This is a genomic window from Acidicapsa acidisoli (assembly GCF_025685625.1).
Classification (GTDB): Bacteria; Acidobacteriota; Terriglobia; order Terriglobales; family Acidobacteriaceae; genus Acidicapsa; species Acidicapsa acidisoli.
On record NZ_JAGSYI010000002.1, the window covers coordinates 1,126,222 to 1,145,693 of the forward strand.

14 protein-coding genes are annotated in these 19,472 nt (G+C 57.3%); 10 read left to right on the forward strand and 4 right to left on the reverse strand.

Annotated elements, in window-relative coordinates:
- The first annotated feature begins 55 nt into the window (after nucleotides 1–55).
- The 7 genes from OHL23_RS14705 to OHL23_RS14735 all read left to right on the forward strand — a co-directional run bounded on the left by OHL23_RS14705 (nucleotide 56) and on the right by OHL23_RS14735 (nucleotide 9,691).
- A complete protein-coding gene (locus OHL23_RS14705) occupies nucleotides 56–4,528 on the forward strand; it encodes a chitobiase/beta-hexosaminidase C-terminal domain-containing protein (protein WP_263352666.1) in 4,473 nt (1,490 codons plus the stop codon).
- 27 nt (nucleotides 4,529–4,555) lie between these two features.
- The gene (locus OHL23_RS14710; protein ID WP_263352667.1) at nucleotides 4,556–5,845 is read left to right on the forward strand and encodes a phosphotransferase enzyme family protein; all 1,290 of its coding nucleotides are present in this window, start codon (nucleotides 4,556–4,558) and stop codon (nucleotides 5,843–5,845) included.
- Entirely contained in the window at nucleotides 5,845–6,471 is a 627-nt protein-coding gene (pnuC, locus tag OHL23_RS14715) for a nicotinamide riboside transporter PnuC (protein ID WP_263352668.1), read from the forward strand. The genes OHL23_RS14710 and pnuC overlap by 1 nt, the downstream gene beginning before the upstream one ends.
- A 62-nt stretch (nucleotides 6,472–6,533) precedes the next feature.
- Entirely contained in the window at nucleotides 6,534–6,989 is a 456-nt protein-coding gene (locus OHL23_RS14720; RefSeq protein WP_263352669.1) for a DNA glycosylase family protein, read from the forward strand.
- A gap of 196 nt (nucleotides 6,990–7,185) precedes the next feature.
- Complete coding sequence (locus OHL23_RS14725) at nucleotides 7,186–8,154, forward strand: deoxyhypusine synthase family protein (RefSeq protein ID WP_263352670.1); 969 nt, start codon at nucleotides 7,186–7,188, stop codon at nucleotides 8,152–8,154.
- 303 nt (nucleotides 8,155–8,457) lie between these two features.
- A complete protein-coding gene (locus OHL23_RS14730; RefSeq protein WP_263352671.1) occupies nucleotides 8,458–8,592 on the forward strand; it encodes a hypothetical protein in 135 nt (44 codons plus the stop codon).
- Nucleotides 8,593–8,605: 13 nt separating this feature from the next.
- On the forward strand, nucleotides 8,606–9,691 hold the full coding sequence (locus tag OHL23_RS14735; protein WP_263352672.1) for a YeiH family protein: 1,086 nt from the start codon (nucleotides 8,606–8,608) through the stop codon (nucleotides 9,689–9,691).
- A gap of 3 nt (nucleotides 9,692–9,694) precedes the next feature.
- Here OHL23_RS14735 and OHL23_RS14740 read toward each other — a convergent pair whose 3' ends face one another.
- On the reverse strand, nucleotides 9,695–10,624 hold the full coding sequence (locus tag OHL23_RS14740) for an alpha/beta hydrolase (RefSeq protein WP_263352673.1): 930 nt from the start codon (nucleotides 10,622–10,624) through the stop codon (nucleotides 9,695–9,697).
- A 149-nt stretch (nucleotides 10,625–10,773) separates the two neighbouring features.
- Between OHL23_RS14740 and htpG the strand changes: the two genes are divergently transcribed.
- Nucleotides 10,774–12,648 (forward strand): molecular chaperone HtpG, encoded by a 1,875-nt coding sequence (htpG, locus tag OHL23_RS14745; RefSeq protein ID WP_263352674.1) that lies wholly within the window; start codon nucleotides 10,774–10,776, stop codon nucleotides 12,646–12,648.
- 64 nt (nucleotides 12,649–12,712) lie between these two features.
- Complete coding sequence (locus OHL23_RS28860) at nucleotides 12,713–12,961, forward strand: tyrosine-type recombinase/integrase (protein ID WP_396127363.1); 249 nt, start codon at nucleotides 12,713–12,715, stop codon at nucleotides 12,959–12,961.
- A 39-nt stretch (nucleotides 12,962–13,000) separates the two neighbouring features.
- Here OHL23_RS28860 and OHL23_RS14750 read toward each other — a convergent pair whose 3' ends face one another.
- Both OHL23_RS14750 and OHL23_RS14755 read right to left on the reverse strand, forming a co-directional pair.
- Entirely contained in the window at nucleotides 13,001–13,222 is a 222-nt protein-coding gene (locus OHL23_RS14750) for an SRPBCC family protein (protein ID WP_263352675.1), read from the reverse strand.
- Between the two features lie 45 nt (nucleotides 13,223–13,267).
- Complete coding sequence (locus OHL23_RS14755) at nucleotides 13,268–14,260, reverse strand: aldo/keto reductase (RefSeq protein WP_263352676.1); 993 nt, start codon at nucleotides 14,258–14,260, stop codon at nucleotides 13,268–13,270.
- Between the two features lie 626 nt (nucleotides 14,261–14,886).
- Between OHL23_RS14755 and OHL23_RS14760 the strand changes: the two genes are divergently transcribed.
- Nucleotides 14,887–17,439 (forward strand): ABC transporter permease, encoded by a 2,553-nt coding sequence (locus OHL23_RS14760; RefSeq protein ID WP_263352677.1) that lies wholly within the window; start codon nucleotides 14,887–14,889, stop codon nucleotides 17,437–17,439.
- 342 nt (nucleotides 17,440–17,781) lie between these two features.
- Here the strand turns inward: OHL23_RS14760 and OHL23_RS14765 are convergent, their stop codons facing one another.
- Nucleotides 17,782–19,368 (reverse strand): tetratricopeptide repeat protein, encoded by a 1,587-nt coding sequence (locus OHL23_RS14765; RefSeq protein ID WP_263352678.1) that lies wholly within the window; start codon nucleotides 19,366–19,368, stop codon nucleotides 17,782–17,784.
- Nucleotides 19,369–19,472 lie beyond the last annotated feature (104 nt).

Sequence of the window (19,472 nt, forward strand, 5' to 3'; positions counted from 1 at the left end):
TTGAAGCTCTGCGACGAGTTGATGCAGAGCTTCGGGAGATCCAGTCGAGATGCGAATGCATGGAAGATTGCTGTCCGCTGCGCGGGCCTTATTGAAGTCGCCGTTTGCTCTGATGGCAGGGATGGCGATCACGGCCCTGATTCCGGTTTGGGCGCAGACGCCATCTCTGGTGACAGCAATCGTGGAGGAAGCCAATCGGGTGACGCTGGCGGGCAATGTCTCTCCTGTGGTCCGGCCCGGGAGGGACCTGGGGCTGGTGGAAGACTCGTTTGAAACGGGACGGTTGTATCTGATTTTGAAGCGGTCGAATCAACAGGAGCAGGCACTGACGGAATTTCTGCGAGATGCACACACGCCGGGGACGGCGAGTTACCACCAGTGGCTGACGCCGGATGAATTTGGCAAGCGGTTTGGAGCTGCCGACTCGGATTTGGCTGCGGCGACGGCGTGGCTGGAATCGCATGGATTCGCGGTAAACAAGGTGCATCGGGGGCGCATCGCAATTGAGTTTTCGGGGAATGCCGCGCAGATCAGGGAAGCCTTTCACACGGAGATTCATCGATACGGCGTGCAAAGGAGCGCGTTGAGCGAGACACGGATTGCGAATGCGGGCAATCCCGAGATTCCGGCGGCTCTTGCTTCGATAGTGTCTGGAGTTTCACCGATGCAAAGCCTTCGAGCCCGGCCGTTGCTGAAAGAGATGGGCAAGGCGCGATATAACGCAACGACGCATGAGGCTGAGCCGGAGCGGACTTATCCCGCTTCTCCGACGAATGTGACGTATGAGCTTGGGCCTGCAGATTTTGCGGTTCAATACGATGTCGCGCCGGAGTACAACACGGGTATCACGGGGATTGGTCAAAGCATTGGCATTCTGAGCTATTCGAATGTTGATTTGAGCCTGGTGCAGGCGTATCAGAAACTCTTTGGTTTGCCGGCAAACCTGCCAACTGTCGTAGTGGATGGCAACGATCCGGGAGAAAACGCGGACGCAACCGAGGCTTATCTCGATCTTGAGCAGGCCGGAGCGGTGGCTCCGGGCGCGACGGTGGTGATGTACACCTCGGCGGGATCGGTTTTGACCGACCCGCTGCTAACCTCGGGGTTGCGCGCCGTGGAAGACAACCTGGTGAGTGTGATCAGCGTGAGCGCGGGCATGTGCGAAGCGGAACTCGGCGCGTCGGGAAACGCGGCCTGGGCTGCGCTGTGGCAGGAAGCCGCAGCGCAGGGGATTACTGTTTTTGTGGCTGCGGGAGACAGCGGATCGGCGGGTTGCGACGACTCTGAGACGCAGAGCTTCGCCCAGAGTGGGCTGGCGGTGAATGGGTTGGGGTCGACTCCGTACAACGTGTCGGTCGGGGGAACGGATTTCTATTTCAGCGACTACGCGGCGAACGTGAGCACGCTGGATAGCCAGATTGGCTCGTATTGGGGTGCGTCTTCTAGCAAGACGCCCGTGGTTTCCCTGCTGCAGCCTTCGCCGGAGCAGGTCTGGAACGACGCCTTCGGATTGAACGCGAACGATGGCGGCGTTTACAAAGCCGCCGACTCGACGATTATTGCCGGGGGTGGGGGTGCGAGCAATGCCGCGTTATACCCCGGCTCGGGGACGGTGACCGGTTACCCGAAGCCTTCGTGGCAGGCGGGTGCGGGCGTGCCAAACGATGCGGTGAGGGATCTTCCGGATGTATCCCTGTTTGCGGGCGATGGCGCCAACTTTGTGCAGTATCCGATTTGCGCGTATCCCGGCGATTGCGGGAATACGACGAGCGATGGCGCGGTGCAGATTACGAGCGTTGGCGGAACGTCGGCGGCGGCGCCTGCGATGGCCGCCATTCAGGCGCTAGTGGATCAGGCAACGAAGAGCCGGCAGGGGCAGGCCGATTATGTGTATTACGCGCTGGCGCAAAAGACGCTGGCTGCGAAGCCCTTCCGCGACATTACGACCGGTGGAAATGAGGTGCCTTGTTTCGCCGGAACGCTGAATTGCGTTCTCGGAGCCAGTGGGCCAACCAAGGGCGACTATGTAGAGAGCGGCTACCCGGCGGCTGCGGGGTACGACCGCGCTTCGGGACTGGGCACAGTGGATGTGGCCAATTTGATCGCGAACTGGTCTGCTGCGACGTTCAGGCCGACGACGACAACGCTCAACATCACTCCAACCACGTTTGCTCATGGAACTGCGGTGGCGGTGAAGGCGACGGTTGCGCCCGCGAGCGGCTCTGGAACACCGACCGGCAGCGTCGCGATTACCAGCACAGACCCGGTGGCGTACACGAATGGGCTGGGAGTACTGACGCTTGCGAACGGGACGGTGAGTTCGTCGATGAGTAAGCTGCCGGGCGGCACGTATGAGGTGAGCGGCGAGTACTCGGGAGATGGGAGCTTTGCAGCCAGCACTTCCACCCCGGCGACGGTGACGGTGACGCCGGAAAAGGACGTGCTCAATGCCTCCGGCTGGGTGCTGAATCCGGTTGATGGCAACCTGTACCCGTTGCAGGCGGGGATGTCGATTCCTTATGGTGCGGTGGTTTATGTCGACGTTGAGCCTGCGGGGGTAAACGAGGGGACGCTGGCGCAGGGACGGTATACTCCGGCAACGGGGGCGGTCACCTTCAACGACAAGGTGGGAACGGCGACCCAGACGGCAACGGTTCCTCTGAATAGCGAGGGCGTGGCGGAGTGGACGCCGGGGTCGCTGGCGGTAGGCAGCCATGTGATTGGCGCGGCTTATGCGGGCGACGCCAGTTATGAGGCGTCGACGCTGGCCGCTGCGGCTACTCTTACTGTCTTCAAAGGCACTACAACGATCTGGTTACAGCCGATGGAGACGAGCGTGGCTGCGGGGAGTAATGTCACGGTGGATGTGCTGCTTTACGCCGATTTTCTGGCGTTGAGCGGGACTCTGCCTACCGGGACGGTCACGGTGACGCTTGGCAGCCAGACGCAGACGGTCGCTTCTCCCTTTAAGAGCTGGACGACGACGGGTGGGGCTGTCGAGGAAGCCGTGGTGACGTTTTCCAAGGTGCCGGCGGGAATTCTGCCGCTTTCCGCTACGTACTCGGGGGATGCGAACTGGTTTGGGAGCTCGGGCCTTTTCGGGTCGGTGGAATCTCTGGCGGCTAAGCCTGCGCCGGGTGTGACTTTGACTGCGGCGGCGACTTCGTTCACCCCGGGCCAGACAGTAACTCTGACGGGGAATGTGACCGGGACGGCGGCTTTGGGCGCGCCAAGTGGCGCGGTTATTGTCAGCTGGGCCGATGGGAACGCCCCATCCAACGCGGCACTGACGGCGGCGTCTTCAACGGCTGCGGCGTGGTCGCTGAGTTTTCCGGCTTGGCAATTGGCGAATGGCGCAAATACGGTAGTCGCCACCTATATGGGAGATTCGCATTATTCCGCGCAGTCTTCTGCTCCGTTGATTCTGACGCTGAATGGGGGCGACTTTTCGCTGACCACTACTACTCAGGAGGTACTGGTGACGCCGGGTAATTCGGTGGTTGGTACGGTTGCGGTTGCGCCGATCAACTCGTACAGCGGAACGGTTGCGATTGCGTGCTCGGCTCCGGCGGGGATCACCTGTTCGGCAGCGACAGCTTCGCCGAACGTGGGTGTCGGCGTTTCGGATGCGATTACGTTTCATGCCGCGAGCACGGTCGCTGTGGGCACGTATCCAGCGGTAATCACCGCAACTGGTGGTGGGCACACGCATACGGCGCAGATTCTCGTTGCCTGTACAATGCCAGCGACCTCGCCAACCTTTGTCCCGGCTGCGGGCACTTACACGGTGGCGCAGACGGTGACGATCACCGACGCGACTCCAGGCGCTTCACTCTATTACACGACGGACGGAAGTGCGCCGAGTGGCTCGTCTGCCCGGTACACCAGCCCGATTGCGGTCAAATCGACGGCGACTGTGCGAGCGGTTGCGATTGCTCCGGAGTATGCGCCGAGCGGCGTCGCGTCGGCGAGCTATACGATTTCGCCGACGCCCGCTACGCCGACCTTCTCGGTGCCATCCGGGACTTATACCAGCGCTCAAACAGTGGCAATTGCCGATACTACGTCGGGCGTGAGGATTTACTACACGCTGAACGGGGCAAACCCAACGATCCAATCGACTTTGTATATGGGGCCTGTACGAATCGACAGCTCATACACATTGCAGGCGATCGCGGTTGGGGAGGGCGGCACGCCAAGCAAGGTTGGCTTTGCCAGCTATCTCCTGAATGCAGCTGCTCCGGTTCTATCTCCGCCAAGCGGTCGCTATCCTGGGATCGTTACCGTGACTATGGCTTCGGCTTCGCCGGGTGCTTCCATCTTCTATACAACGAACGGCAGTGCGCCTACTGCGGCATCCACGCGTTATACAGCGCCGTTCGTTGTCCATGCCTCGGAGACCTTGTCCGCGATTGCCGTCGAAACGGGGTTTACCTCCAGTTCGGTCGTAAAGGCGGTCTATACCATGGGTCCAGTAGGATCGCCCCCTACTTCTCCCGTGCAGCCAGTGGCTGCCTCTGCTCACTGACTTCGGAAGCTTGCAAGGGCTGCCTTCGTGTCGGCGATACACTGGAATTTCGGTTGCCTGCTCGCGGCCGGATGGATCTGGGGGATCTCAAACATTACACGGGACGCACAACTGGCGCATGGGCTTTCCGGTTCGCTGGAGGCGCCGGACTGGCCGCCGCTCACTTTGCCGGAGGTCGATGCCTTGCTGCGGCGATATCCTCAGGCGGGCGGAGCAGAGGAGTTGCTGTCGTTCAGTCCACGGCCGTTTTCCGCAGCGAGTGTGGTGGCGACACCGATGGGAAAGGTGTTTGTGAAGCGGCATCACCGGTCGGTGCGAGATCGCGAGGGACTGCTGGAGGAGCATCGGTTGATTGCTCACCTTGCGGAGGCGATGCGAGATACGACCCAAGACTCCATCCCGTTTGTGCAGCTCGTCCAGATTGTTCAGCCTGTGCTGGCGAATCGGAATGGAGAAACCGTTGCGACCTCAGGCGAGTGGACTTATGAGGTTCATCCGCTGGCGGAGGGGGTCGATGTGTATGAGCAGGCGCTTTCGTGGACGCCGTTTCTCTGTGCAGGCCATGCTCGGGCGGCGGGCCTGGCTTTGGCGCGACTGCACCGGGCGGCGCGGAGTTACGAGGTTCCGGCGCGTAAGACGCAGCAACTGGTGAGCAGCTTCACTATTTTCGCGGGTGGCGCGCCTTCTGAGCGAATGGAGTCCTATCTGGAAAGCCGTCCCTTGCTGCGCGAATACGTTAAGCAACGAGATTGGCAGGCTTCCCTGGATAGGTTGCTGATGCCTTTTTACTGGAAGCTGGAACCATGGCTCAGTTACTTGCCTCCGCTTTGGACGCATAATGATTTTCATGCTTCAAATATGACGTGGCGGGTATCTTCGAACAGCAGTTGCGAAGACGCTGAGGTTGCTGGAGTTATCGATTTTGGGCTTGCTGACCGGACGAATGCGGTGCATGACCTGGCGACGGCAATCGAACGCAATATCGTCGAGTGGCTGCGGATTCAAGATCCGGGAGCCGATGTGGTTCATCTGGATCATCTGGATGCATTTCTGGCTGGTTACGAAGAGTTATCTCCGCTGAGTTATGAGGAGGCAAGGGCCCTTGCGGCAATGCTTCCACTGATGCATTGCGAATTTGCGCTTTCCGAGACGGATTACTTTCTCAGTATTCTGCGGTCGCCGGAGAAGGCGTTTCTGGCGTATGAGGGGTATTTTCTGGGACATGCGGCGTGGTTTCGGAGTCCTGATGGGCGGAGGTTGCTGAACCATTTGGAGCGGTGGGCCGAAAACCGTCCATCGGACGGGGGTGGGCGGTAATGGCGCACTTGGCGCAGTGGCTTAGCGAGCACTGGTTTGAGTTGCTGGCGGCGGCGATCAGCGCAGTGGATGTGTGGCTAGCGACGAAGCGCAGTATGATTTCGTGGCCGGTGACGATTCTGGCCAGTGCGCTCTACCTGGAGCAGTTTCGCGAGAGCAGGCTTTACTCGGACATGCTGCTGCAAGGGGTTTTTGTGGCCTTTGCAGTGTATGGATGGTGGCACTGGCATCGCGGTCTGAAGGCGGAGGGTTCGGTGCGTGTGGTAACGCCCGGCGTCGCATTACTGTTGCGCGACGCGGCTTTGGGCGCGCTGGGAAGCCTGCTGCTGGGATATTGGATGATGAAGCATACAGATGCTTCCCTGCCCTGGCTGGACGCGGCGTTGACGGGATTCAGTCTCGTCGGTACGTGGTGGGGGGCGCGGAAGTATATCGCCAACTGGTGGCTGTGGATCGTGGTGGATGTGATCTACATTGGCGAATATATGTACAAGCATCTGAATCTTACAGCCGGACTCTATGCGGTTTTTGTTGCGCTGGCGGCCCTTGGGCTGCGCGACTGGCGGCGGGCTCTCGCGCAGCAGAGCGCGATCACGATGGCAGAGTCCGGATTGGCAGAGGCTTGAGCGGATTGAGCAAGTGCATTTCCCTTGACACTTGCGCTGGCGCAGGCACTGTGAAGACTCGCATGCGGGTTTTTCCGGTGCATTTTTCGCGGACCTTTTCGACGCAACGGCTTGGGCTTTACGATCCAACGGCAGACGCTGGAAAAGACCATTTCCGGAAGGCGTTTTTCTATCGGGGTGAGCCGGCTGCGATTGATTTTCTTCGCGACGGCGAGTTTCTCCAAGTGCGGGCTTACGGCAGCTTTGCAGCGCCATTGCTGACAGAGACGCTTCAGGGGTTGAGCCAGGACGATCTCTATTCCAGTTTTGCCACCGAGGACAACGGGGGGTGGCGTTTGCATCGCAGTCTGCCGGGCTTGCGGCTGCTGCGGGTGCCGGGAATTGGGCCGTCGACGACCGAGTCGGTAATGGGTTACGGGGCGGGCGATGCGGATGCGGCGATTCCGGGGGATCTGCACTTGCCGCACTTGGTGAGCTATGCGCTTGCGGGGAACCGGAGGGTTCGGATGAGCGAATGATGGAGTTGCTGGAGCCGTTTCGCGGGCATCGGTTTCGGATTATCCGGCTGCTGTATGAATCGCGGCTGGCTGTGCCGCGCGGATAAGAGGCAATTCCGGTCATTTCGCACCTTGAGTCCGCTGCTGGTCATCTCATTTCTGTAACAAGTTTGTGATATTTTCGAGGATGGCAGTCTATGCCGTAAGGGGTGTTTCGTTGGCAATTAGGGAATTTATCAAGCATCACTATCGCCACTTTAATGCGGCTTCGCTGGTGGATGCGGCGGAAGGCTACATCAAGCTGGTGGATGCCGGCGGCAAGATGTTTTTGACGATGGGCGGGGCGATGAGCACGGCTGAGCTGGGCCTGTCGCTTGCGGAGATGATCCGGCAGGACAAGGTTCATGCGATTACCTGCACCGGCGCGAATCTGGAAGAGGATGTTTTCAACCTGGTGGCACACGACTTCTACGAGCGGGTGCCGCATTATCGCGATCTGACCCCGGAAGACGAGGTCAAGCTGCTGAACCGGCACATGAACCGCGTGACCGATACCTGCATCCCGGAGATGGAGGCGATGCGGCGCATCGAGAAGGTGGTGCTGAAGGAATGGATGCGCGCGGATCAGGCGAATGAGAGTTATTTCCCGCACCAGTTCATGTATAAGATTCTGCTTTCGGGCGAGTTAAAGGATTCGTATCAGATCGATCCGAAGAATAGCTGGCTGTTGGCGGCGGCGGAGAAGAATCTGCCGATGTTTGTGCCGGGCTGGGAGGATTCGACGCTGGGCAATATGTATGCCGGGCATTGCATCTCGGGCGATGTGAAGAAGGTGCATACGGTGCGCACCGGCATTGAATACATGATGGAACTGGCGGAGTGGTACACGAAGACCACGGCTGAGATTCCTGTGGGATTCTTCCAGATTGCGGGCGGCATTGCCGGAGATTTCCCAATCTGCGTGGTGCCGATGCTGCACCAGGACTTGCAGCGCGAGCATGTTCCTCTGTGGGCTTACTTCTGCCAGATCAGCGACTCGACGACGAGTTATGGTTCGTATTCGGGGGCGGTGCCGAACGAGAAGATTACGTGGGGCAAGCTTGGCGTGGATACGCCGAAGTACATTATCGAGTCAGATGCGACGATTGTGGCGCCGCTGATCTTTGCTTATGTTCTGGGCTGGTAATAAGGACGTATAAGTCAGGCCCGGTCGCGATAGAAGCGATCGGGCCTTTGCTTTTGGCCGATGAAAGTCCAGGATTGACGGATGGACCCGGTGCGGGTATAAACGCGGTATGTCTTCAGAACGCTGCGCCTTCGGAATGGGTTGTCGCTGCAACTGTTGTTGCGGACGGTGTGCGCGCCGGCGTTCCGGAGGTTGGGGTCTAAGCTAAGCTTTCCCGACAAGTTTTGTATCCGGCCTGTACGCCAGCATTCGCTGCGTACAGGCCTTTTCCTTTTGGAGCGGAATTGTATTGGAGGGATGAGTATGCCGGATGATTCTGTTGAGGTTGCGACGGTAGCTAACAAGCGTGGATTGACGCTGGATTGGTGGGCAGTATTGCTCGCCCTGGGGCTTGCCCTGCTGGTGCGGGTGGGTGTGTTGCGACATATTTCCTGGTAAGTGCGAGAGACCTATGGCGACGAATACTCTAGCGATTTCGAGCGAAACCGAGAATCCTCTCCGAGGCGTGGTCAGATTGGTTCCCGGCATTCTGCTGCTGGCTGTCATTGGCTACGCGGCTAAGTGGATTGAGCAGTCCATCAATGGGTACACGAAGGCCCACCATATCGTCTTTTCTAACATTGAGTATGTGCTCTGGGCGATTGTGATTGGCCTGGTGATTGGGAATCTGGTGCGCGTTCCGGAGATATTTCGCGCTGGGATCGATACTTACGAGTTCTGGCTGAAGGCGGGAATTGTGCTGCTTGGCTCGCGCTTTCTGGTGGGCGATATTCTCAAGCTGGGCGGAATCAGCCTGCTGCTGGTGTTTGTGGAGATTGGCGGCGCGTTGCTGTTGATGACGGCGCTGGGGAAGGCTTTTAGGTTGCGGCCAAAGCTGATCAACTTGCTGGCGATTGGTTCGGCGGTATGCGGCGTTTCGGCGATTATTGCTGCCAAGGGTGCAATCGACGCCGATGACGAGGACGCGTCGTTTTCGATTGCCGCGATCTTGGCGCTTGGTGCGATCTCGCTGTTGACGTTTCCGCTGATCGGCCATGCCATTCACTTGAGCGATCATGCCTATGGTGTGTGGGCGGGGCTGGCGGTGGATAACACGGCGGAGGCTACGGCTGCCGGCGCACTGTTTTCGGATTCCGCCGGTAAGATCGCGGTGCTGACGAAGACCTGCCGAAATGCGCTGATTGGCTTTGTGGTGCTGGGATATGCCATTTACTGGGCGCGGCGTGGACAGGCGGGCGTAGTCGGGAACAAGGCTGCGTTTCTATGGCAAAAATTTCCTAAGTTTGTGCTGGGATTTCTGGTAATTTCGCTGGCTGTTTCGTTGCAGACCTTCAACGCCGACCAGGTGAAGAGCCTTGCCAATCTATCGCGATGGGCCTTTCTGCTGACCTTTGCAGGTGTGGGGCTGAGAACTAACTTCCGCGAGCTTTCGAAACAGGGGCTCAAGCCGTTCGCAGTTGGTGTGCTGGGAGAGGTGTTGATTGCCGTGTTGACGCTCGGCCTGGTGGCGGGCGCGGATCGCATCTGGGTCTTGTAGGCGTTAGGCTGACGGTACAACCACACGCGGTCGAATGCCTTCGCCGATTGGCCCTTTGTGGTGCAATCGCGCGTTGAGCCACTCTGTCATCTGGCGCTCCCAATCGGGTACGTTGGGTAGTTTGTTCCAGCCGCCGGTACCGTGTTTGCCGCCGGGGATGCGGATGATCTCGCAGCGCACGCCGACCTTGTGCAAGGCGGTCTGAAGATTGGTCGCCTCGGAGAACGGGATGTATTCATCTTGGTCGCCGAGGATTTCGAGAAGGGGTGGATCGTTCTTCGAGACGTAGGTGATAGGCGAGGCTTCGCGGATGGCTTCTTTCTCTCCTTTTTGCGCGATCAGGGGATCAAGCAGGCGATGCACGTCTGCGTTCAAAGGAACGAATTCGAAGCTGCTCTGCGCGTAGAGGCTCACGACCGCCTGCGCCTGTGCGCTGACGCGGTCTACAGGGTCCGTTGCGGCGGGGTCGCCGGGAGCGTTGAGCAGACCGACCATGTTACTGAGAAAGCCGCCTGCTGAGCCTCCGACGAGGGCGATCCTGTTGGGATCGGCGTTCCATTGCTTAGCGTTGTAGCGGATGTAACGGATGGCCCGCTGGACGTCCAGAACCATGTAGGGATAGGGATATTTTGGCGCGAGGCGATAGTTGACGGAGAAGACTGCATAGCCGGTGGGGGCGAGGAAATCCGCCACATAGGCTTCGCCGCTTTTGCTGTCGCCGCCGTGGTAGCCGCCGCCGTGAATCACGATGACGATGGGATGGTCGCCGCTTCCTTTGGGCGCGTAGTAGTCCATGGTCAGCGGTTGCCCGTCCGCGGTTCCGTAAAGGATGCCGTCCTGGGTCGGTGTTCGCGTCTCGGCTGCGTTCGCGCGGATGGAGACAAGGCAGAGTGCGGCAACGGCAAGCGCCACGGTCTTGATTAAAATTCTCATTTTTGTATCGATCTCCAGAGAGTGATCTTATATGCGCAATACTTCTTCGAAGGGGTACTTGCCATGGTAGACGTTGTCAGGCGGTTTTGAGATTCCGTTATGAGCGGCGCTCTCGATTTATATTTATTTATATCGGTGAAAAAACATCTATGTCGAAACGTGAATTTCAGACTGAAGTCAATCAGCTCCTGCAACTGATCATCCACTCTCTTTACTCTCACCCGGAAATCTTTCTCCGCGAACTCATTTCGAACTCTTCCGACGCACTTGACAAGCTCCGACACCTGACGCTAACGGACGATGCGTACAAGACGGTTCCCTTTGAACCGCGCATCGATCTGGAACTCGACGAAGAGGCAAAGACGCTTACCATTGCCGACTCCGGCATTGGCATGAATGAAGAGGATCTGGTATCGCATCTCGGAACGATTGCGCGCTCCGGCACGAAAAACTTCCTCTCGCAGCTCTCCGGCGACGCCAGGAAGGATTCGAACCTGATTGGCCAGTTCGGCGTGGGCTTTTATAGCGCGTTCATGGTTGCCGACAAGATCGAAGTCGTCTCGCGCAAAGCCGGGGAGGACAAAGCCTGGCGCTGGATCTCGGATGGTCAATCGGGATTTGATATTGAGCCGGCGGAACGCTCGACGGTCGGCACGACGATACTCCTGCATCTGAACGAAGAAGGCAAGCAGTACGCCAACAGTTGGCGGCTCCAGGAGATCGTAAAAAAATACTCCAACCACATCGCTTTTCCGATCTTCCTCACTTATGACAAGAGCGAGTGGAATGCGGAAGAAAAGAAGTCCATCAAGACTCGCACTACGGAACAGGTAAATGCCGCCAGCGCACTGTGGCGCCGATCGAAGAGCGAACTAAACGACGAGGATTACAAAGAGCTTTATAAGTCGATTAGCGGCGACTCGCAGGACCCGCTGTTCTGGTTTCATACCAAGGCGGAGGGCAGCCTTGAATACACTACGCTCTTCTACATTCCGGCCAAGGCTCCGCTGGACCTGTATCAGGCCGATTACCGCGTGGGCGTCAAGTTGTACGTGAAGCGCGTCTTCATCATGGATGACGCGAAGGAGCTTTTGCCGCAATATCTGCGGTTCGTTCGCGGCATCATTGACAGCGAAGATCTCCCGCTCAATGTGAGCCGCGAAATCCTGCAGCAGAATCGTGTGCTGACGAGCATTCGCACTGCGAGCGTGAAGAAGATACTTTCGGAACTCAAGAGCATTGCGACCAACAAGCCGGATGAATATCTCAAGTTCATCGGCGAGTACAATCGACCGCTGAAAGAAGGGCTTTATGGCGACTATGCCAACCGTGAGACGCTGCTCGATCTCATACGTTTCAAGTCAACGAAGGTGGATGGGCTGACAAGCCTCGCGGAAGTGATGTCGCGCATGAAGGAGGGACAAAAGAGCATTTACTACATTACCGGCGGCTCTGAGTCCCTGCTGCGTACCTCGCCGCTGCTTGAGATTTACCGGAAGAAGGACTTTGAGGTACTTATCCTCGAAGACGAAATCGATGAAATTGTCTTTGCGGGAGTGGACAAGTACGGAGAGATCGATCTCAAGGCGGTCAACAAGGCCTCGACGAGTGAAGATCTCAAAGAGGAAACAGAAACCGGCAAGGAAGAAAAGGCCGAATCGCTGAAGCCACTGCTCGATAAGCTCAAGGCCACATTGGGCGACCGGGTCAAGGATGTGCGTGCCTCGGTGCGCCTTGCTGACAGCCCATCCTGCATTGTCTTCGACGAATCGGAGCCCTCGTTGCAGATGCAGCAAATGCTGCGCGCCATGGGTCAGAAAGATGTTCCGGCACCAGTGCCTACGCTGGAGGTCAATCCGGATCACGAGATCGTCAAGAAGCTCCTCGCCCGAACTGACGACGCGATCACCCAGGACGCCGCGTGGTTACTCTTCGATCAGGCCCTGCTCATGGAAGGCGTTCCGCTCAAGGACCCGGCGACGTTCGTTCAACGTCTCAACCGCATGCTGAGTCTTTCCGTTTAGATGTTGATTCGAGTAGCTGCGCATTCGCGCAGCTACTCATTTGCGCAAGGCCCAGCGAGACAGAGTGGCCAATCACGACAAATGCTCTGGATTTCAAAATCGGATCGCAGCCAGGGCAAAATTGCCAATTCGGTGCGCGAACTGGTACCTGCACAAGTTCCGTCACATCTTTGCTACAAGAATCCTCCGGTCCGTCGATATCCGGAGGCTGCAGGTCACGCCTGGGCACAAGAAGATTGCGACCATTAGGAAATATTTGAAGCCGTTGCGCCTCCTGAATATCAGACTGCTTCCAGATTCATGCTTTGCATGATTTCTCCTGCGCTGTATCACAGGTCTAACACCAACAGAACTAGAACTTCACCGAGGCTTGCTTGTATTTCGGCGCAAGGGTGCCACCTTCGGCTAGCTTTTTCATATTGCGGAGCATCTTCTCGAATAGCAAATGGTAGGTTTCCATCTGCCTCTGTCGCAAGGCGTCGTCTGGCTCCGTGGAGCTATCCCACACCAGGGTGTAGTAGAGGGTAGTGCGTTCCGATCCGAGCGGACGCGCCTCAAGTGTTCCGTGGTACATCGTGGCCCTTTCTGCTGCCCTTCGGCCCCTACTTAAAAGAAGCACTCAGCGTCCAGTCATCTTCAGTGCGGCTTCAGGAAGGCGGGCGCCTTCGAGTTTCAGCCTGGAAGAAGCTTCGTCGATCTGCTTGAGGTCATTCTCGGTCAGCTCGACGTTCACCGCGCCGAGATTTTCCTCGAGTCGATGTAGCTTGGTGGTTCCTGGGATCGGCACAATCCACGGCTTCTGCGCCAGCAGCCACGCGAGTGCGACCTGTGCCGGTGTCGCGCCTTTGCGTTCCGCTACGGCCTTGACCAGGTCGACCAGAGCCATGTTGGCCTTGCGTGCTTCGGGCGAGAAGCGAGGCACCATGTTCCGGAAGTCTGTGGGATCGAACTTCGTGTTCTCGTCGATCTTGCCAGTCAGGAATCCGGCGCCAAGCGGGCTGAACGGCACGAAGCCGATTCCAAGCTCCTCCAGGGTAGGCAGAAGCTCGGCCTCCGGTCCACGCCAGAACAGCGAGTATTCGCTCTGCAAGGCGGTGATCGGCTGGACTGCGTGCGCCCGGCGAATGGTTAGATCTCCGGCTTCCGACAAGCCAAAGTGTTTGATCTTGCCCTCGCTAATCAACTCTTTGACTGCACCAGCCACTTCCTCGATCGGTACGTCAGGATCGACGCGGTGTTGATAGAAGAGATCGATGTGATCGGTGCGCAAACGCTTCAGGCAAGCGTCGGCCACAGCCTTGATATGCCCGGGACGGCTATTGGTTCCGGAACCGCGCTTGCCAGTCTCAAGATCGATATCGAAGCCGAACTTTGTTGCAATCATCACTTTGTCTCGAATGGGCTGGAGCGCCTCTCCCAACAGTTCTTCATTGGCGAATGGCCCATAGGCTTCGGCGGTATCGAAGAGAGTCACACCACGGTCATGGGCGGTACGAATCAACTGAATCATCTCGCCTTTATCGGCAGGCGGGCCGTACCCCGAACTCATGCTCATGCAGCCTAGCCCAAGGGCCGAGACTTCCAGATCTTTACCTAATTTGCGCATCTGCACTGTTCTTCTCCATTCATTTGTTCAGAAGATGTGCAATTTTATCGGTTTGCAACGGCACATTGCGTCCCAGTATCTCTGAATTAGTCTGGAAACAATCCATTTGCCTTGCGAACGATCTGATCTGCGTCTCGATGAAGAACCAGTCCAGGCACTTCAATCTTCTTAAGACCTCTGTGATATCTGTCTCCGAAAAGGCTTTGATGCAGTCGTAAGAGGCGATGATCGAGGATTGCATTTCCTGTAGTCAGAACGCATCTCGAACGCCCTGCAACGGCTTTGCGTCCGGCTTGTTATAGCCGCAAAAGGGCGTTTATGCGGAGCCAGAACTCGCCTCAAGCGATTTCCACAAAACGACTCACTTTATTTACTCACCTGAAATCAAAGAGAACCACGGCGATGCTTCGCGTCAAACTATTTCGATTGGCCGGTGCTGGACATCCGCAATCACAAACTCTTGCAGATACCTTGCCGCAAAACGTCCGATTTCGAACACACCCTATCAATTGTGAACACAGGTCGCGATCGTAAGATCGCTAACCCATTTGAATCAAGCAGCTAACGCAGAATCCCTATGGTACGTAAAATGCTTTCATTGTGTTCAAGCCGACGTGTGTGGAGGTTAGGCGATGAGAGTTCTGCTGCAGGATCTAGGTTATGGATTCCGCCAATTGCGCAAGACGCCAGGGTTTACCGTGACCGTGCTCCTCACGCTCGCCCTCGGCATAGGCGCCAACTCGGCCATCTTCACGCTGGTCAATGCCATTCTGCTCCATAACCTGCCAGTGGTAGACCCCAAAACCCTCATCCGCATTGGCGATAGCGACGACTGCTGCGTCAATGGCGGCTGGAACGACAACGGGGACTATTCGCTCTTTGCCACAGACACCTATTACATGTTCAAGAAGAGCATGCCGGAATTCGAAGAGCTGGCTGCGATGGAGTCCGGCTACGCCTGGCGGCCCATTACTGTTCGCCGGGCAGGACCCCAGACCGTGGCGAAGTCCGTTATGGGCACCTTCGTCTCCGGCAACTACTTCCGCGTCTTTGGTCTTACACCCGCGGCGGGCCGGCTCTTTGTTGATGGCGACGACCAGAAGGGCGCACCTGTTACCGCCGTGATGAGCTATGACGCATGGCAGCAGGATTATGAAGGCAATCCGAGCGTTGTGGGAAGCGCGTTTTACATCAATACCAAGCCAGCTACGATCATTGGTATCGCGCCGAAGGGATTCTACGGAGACCGTATCGATACCAATCCTCCCAAATACTTCCTTCCCATGAATTCGATGGATCAGGTCATTGGCGCACCGTACTTCACCGATCCCGACACTCAGTGGGCCTACATCATCGGTCGGGTTAAACCGGGAACTTCCCTCCCGACCCTCCAGGCCAAGGCCAGCACGCTGCTCAAGCAGCAGTTTACGCCGCTCAAGACATTTGCCGATCCGCGCGCCAAGCAGGTTCTCCCCCGCACCCATGTGACGCTCACCCCTGGCGGCGGCGGTATCCAGAACATGCAGGATGGTTACAAGGATCACTTGAAGCTGCTGCAATGGATCGCCGCGCTGGTCCTTCTCGTCGCCTGCGCCAATATCGCTAACCTGCTGCTGGTGCGCGGTATGAGCCGCCGCGCGGAGCTTTCGATTCGCACAGCACTTGGTGCGCAGCGTAGCCGTATTGTGCGCCAGCTTCTCACGGAGAGCGTTCTTCTCTCGGGTATGGGTGGCCTGCTCGGTCTCGCGGTTTCCTATCTCGGAGCGCACGCTCTGCTGGCACTCGCCTTTCCCGATCAGCACAACATGCCGGTCACGGCTTCACCTTCGCCGAGGGTCATCGGCTTTTCCTTTGGGATCTCGCTCGTTACGGGCATCCTCTTTGGCCTGGCGCCCGCCTTGATGGCCGCACGCACGCATCCAGCTGAAGCGTTGCGTTCCAACGCGCGTACAACCGCCCACGGAGCCTCCTTCCTGCAGCGCGCGCTCGTTGTCTTACAGGCTGCTCTCTCTCTAGTGCTCCTCATTGCCGCGGGCCTCTTTGCGCAGAGCCTCAATAAGGCAGAGAACGTGGACATGAAACTGGATGCAGTGAACCGCTACATTGTCCACATCAATCCTCAGGCGGCCGGCTATAAGAACACGGAGGTCGAGCCGCTCTACCAGACCATCGTGGATCAATTCCACGCTATTCCCGGTGTTCTCAAGGTCGGCCTCGCCACCTACACCCCAATGGAGTCGAACAATTGGGGATCCGGTGTAAAGGTACAGGGCGAGCAGGACCTGAACAAGGGCGCATCCTGGGTGAAAGGCACTCCAGAGTACTTCGACTCCGTCGGCACGCATGTCGTCATGGGCCGCGGCTTCCAGTTACAGGACACGCTGAATGCATCGCCCGTCGCTGTGGTTAACCAAGAGTTCGTTAAGCAGTTCTTCGGCAACCGTAATCCCATTGGCCATCGCTTCGGTTTTTCCGGCCCAGGCCAGGCCGGGATGGATGGAGCGCATGAAATCGTCGGCGTGGTGGAAGACACCACTTACACCAGTGTCTATTGGAAAAACCACGCTATGTACTTTCTGCCGCTCACGCAGCGCGCTGGCAGTGCAAACGACCCCAACGGCCCTCTCGAAAAAGATCAATCCATGTACGCCGGCGCAATAGTCATCCAGACCGCTCGTCCCATCGCCGGGTTTGAAAAGATCGTAGGTGACACCCTGGCCAGCATCAATCCCAACCTCACTATCGTGAAGTTCCAGACCTTCCAGCAGCAGATTGACGACCGCTTCGTCGAGGAGCGTCTCATCGCACGTCTCACGTCCCTTTTTGGCCTACTCGCCTTGCTGCTCGCCGCTATCGGCCTTTACGGGGTCACAGCTTACACCGTAGTCCGCCGCACACCGGAGATCGGCATCCGCATGGCACTGGGAGCGGCGCGCAGCCAAGTCATCGGAATGGTCATGCGCGGCGCCATGCTACAGGCTGTCGCTGGGCTCGCTATCGGTATCCCGGTGGCAATCTTCTGTGTGCGATACGTCAAGTCTCAGCTCTACGAGATCACCAGCGTGAATGTTCCGGTCATGACAATCGCTGTTGGAGTGCTGGTGCTTACGGCTGCCATTGCCGGCCTAATTCCGGCCCGGCGCGCGGCCTCTATAGACCCAGTAAGCGCCTTGCGCATTGAATGATTCGCGCCTTCGTAAGAGTCTTAGGCAAATGCACTTTGCCGCTCAATGCAATCCTCACTCACCTGCCGGAGAGATCGCTTCCGATAAGCTGTTCGCGCTTCTTAGCTGAGAACACATCGCACGCAGCACTCTAGGTGCGGATGCTCAACTGATGGGTGCCATTCGTCTTGTGCCCGATACGGCAAAGCTCTCGCTTCTGCATTCTCCGCATGGGGCGGCGCTACCAAAATATAGATCCGATGCCAAATGCGATAATTCCTCAAGGCAAATGGTCAGCACAGAGCAATGTCCCCTAGATGTTCCTGACCAACTGACATCGCGAGAATCCGATTCTGATTGGGTTCATCGATGCTGCTGCGTGGATAGAATCTGTGCGAGAAGTATTTGGATCTTGTGCGAAGCCGGATCCAGAGAGGCTGCCTTGCGTAGAGAGGCAAGCGAATCGGCCAGGTTTCCCTGGACCAGCTGTGCACGGCCCAACTCGTACCACGCCAAAGCGCCCTGCTCCGCAGTGGCTCCATTCACGATTGCCGCCTGACCGAAAGCGCTCGCAGCAGGCGCGTTCATTCCGCAACGCAGATAGCCGATCCCCAGGAAGAACGAAGTCTTCCACAGATCGGGGCGCAACTCATGTGCGCGTTGGTAGGCTTCGATTGCAGTATTACAATCTTTCCTTTGAATTGCCGTCTCTGCCCACAGTTGCAACGCAACAATATTGTGGGGAGCGACCTGGACCGCATGGGAAAAGAGCGAGGCGTCATCCCGAAACTGTTGAGACGCGACGCGCGACTGCCAAACCTCTGCGCAAAGTATGATTGCAATGATACCGATCGCGAAGGCACGCAACGGTGCACTGCGCTCAACCTTGGCAACGAGAGCAGCAATCAGCATTGCCATTCCAGCAGCGGACAAATAGAGATATCGGTCATGAAACAAGTCATAGTCTCGAAGGAAAAACGTGCTTAGACAAACGGCAGCCAACGGAAGTACAACTACCAGTAGCGCCCAAGCTGCGAACTTCGATCGCATTCCGATCCAGAGAATGATGCCTGCGATACCTATCAGCGAGGCCACCTGTATTGCCATAGAAGCGAGGGAATGCGCCTGATCAATCCACAGGTCGTAGAATTCGCTCACTGGCATTGGCCAGACGAGTTTGCGAAATGCCAGAAGGAAGACGAACGGCGTCACGGAAAGAATTTCTGCGATTGATCGGATATCGGTGTGACGGAGTGAGGAATGAATCCATAAAAAGGCTGTGAATGGAAACACTAGCGGCAGATAGGCCAATACTGTTGAACGGCGCAGATTTCGATCAAGACAAATAAGTTCATAAGAGAGTACCAGCACAACGGCGACAATCGCGGTCTCCTTCGCGAACATAGCCAGTGTAAGTGCAAATGAGGAAGTTAGACGTAACGCAAATGCGTCCCTTGGAGTGGAAGATCGACAACCAAGCGACACGGCGCAAAGAGCCAGGAGAACAAACAACGTATACAGCAACTCGCTGCTTGCAGAGACCCAGCTAACTGTCTCTGTCGTTAATGGGGAGCAGGCAAAGATGCAAGCTCCGCCGAATGCAGGGAGCAACCGGCGAAAATGCAGGAGGAGGAACAGAAACAGAGCTAATACGACAACAATGTGCATGCTAATGCTCACAAGGTGCCATAACAAGGGATAAGAGCCGAAAAGCATGTGCTGAAAGAAGAGCGCAAGAAGGAAGAGCGGTCTGTAATAAGGCGAAGCTCTCTCCGGCCCGAGTTGCGCCCAGAGAGGCTCCCGCAGTGCTTGGCCCAGACCATTCCATGATTGAATTTGCTGGTTGAACTCTATCTGAAGGTGGTCGTCGTAGACGAAGCCAAAGTGAAGCGAAGGGGACCAGAGCCACGCAGTCAACAGTACAAGCATCGTTCCCGCTGAGATGATCATCCATCGCGCTGATCGGCTTGGCGGGGGCGCTGCATTGATTATGGGATCGATGGCAGAGTAGGCTGCAACTTCGCTGCTGGGAACGAAGCGTGATCTTCGCAACG

Coding starts and splice junctions, on each gene's coding strand:
- OHL23_RS14705 (WP_263352666.1), top strand. CDS start 56: ATGCATGGAAGATTGCTGTCCGCTGCGCGGGCCTTATTGAAGTCGCCG.
- pnuC (WP_263352668.1), top strand. CDS start 5,845: ATGGCGCACTTGGCGCAGTGGCTTAGCGAGCACTGGTTTGAGTTGCTG.
- OHL23_RS14720 (WP_263352669.1), top strand. CDS start 6,534: ATGCGGGTTTTTCCGGTGCATTTTTCGCGGACCTTTTCGACGCAACGG.
- OHL23_RS14730 (WP_263352671.1), top strand. CDS start 8,458: ATGCCGGATGATTCTGTTGAGGTTGCGACGGTAGCTAACAAGCGTGGA.
- OHL23_RS14735 (WP_263352672.1), top strand. CDS start 8,606: ATGGCGACGAATACTCTAGCGATTTCGAGCGAAACCGAGAATCCTCTC.
- OHL23_RS14740 (WP_263352673.1), bottom strand. CDS start 10,624: ATGAGAATTTTAATCAAGACCGTGGCGCTTGCCGTTGCCGCACTCTGC.
- htpG (WP_263352674.1), top strand. CDS start 10,774: ATGTCGAAACGTGAATTTCAGACTGAAGTCAATCAGCTCCTGCAACTG.
- OHL23_RS14750 (WP_263352675.1), bottom strand. CDS start 13,222: ATGTACCACGGAACACTTGAGGCGCGTCCGCTCGGATCGGAACGCACT.
- OHL23_RS14760 (WP_263352677.1), top strand. CDS start 14,887: ATGAGAGTTCTGCTGCAGGATCTAGGTTATGGATTCCGCCAATTGCGC.
- OHL23_RS14765 (WP_263352678.1), bottom strand. CDS start 19,368: ATGATCATCTCAGCGGGAACGATGCTTGTACTGTTGACTGCGTGGCTC.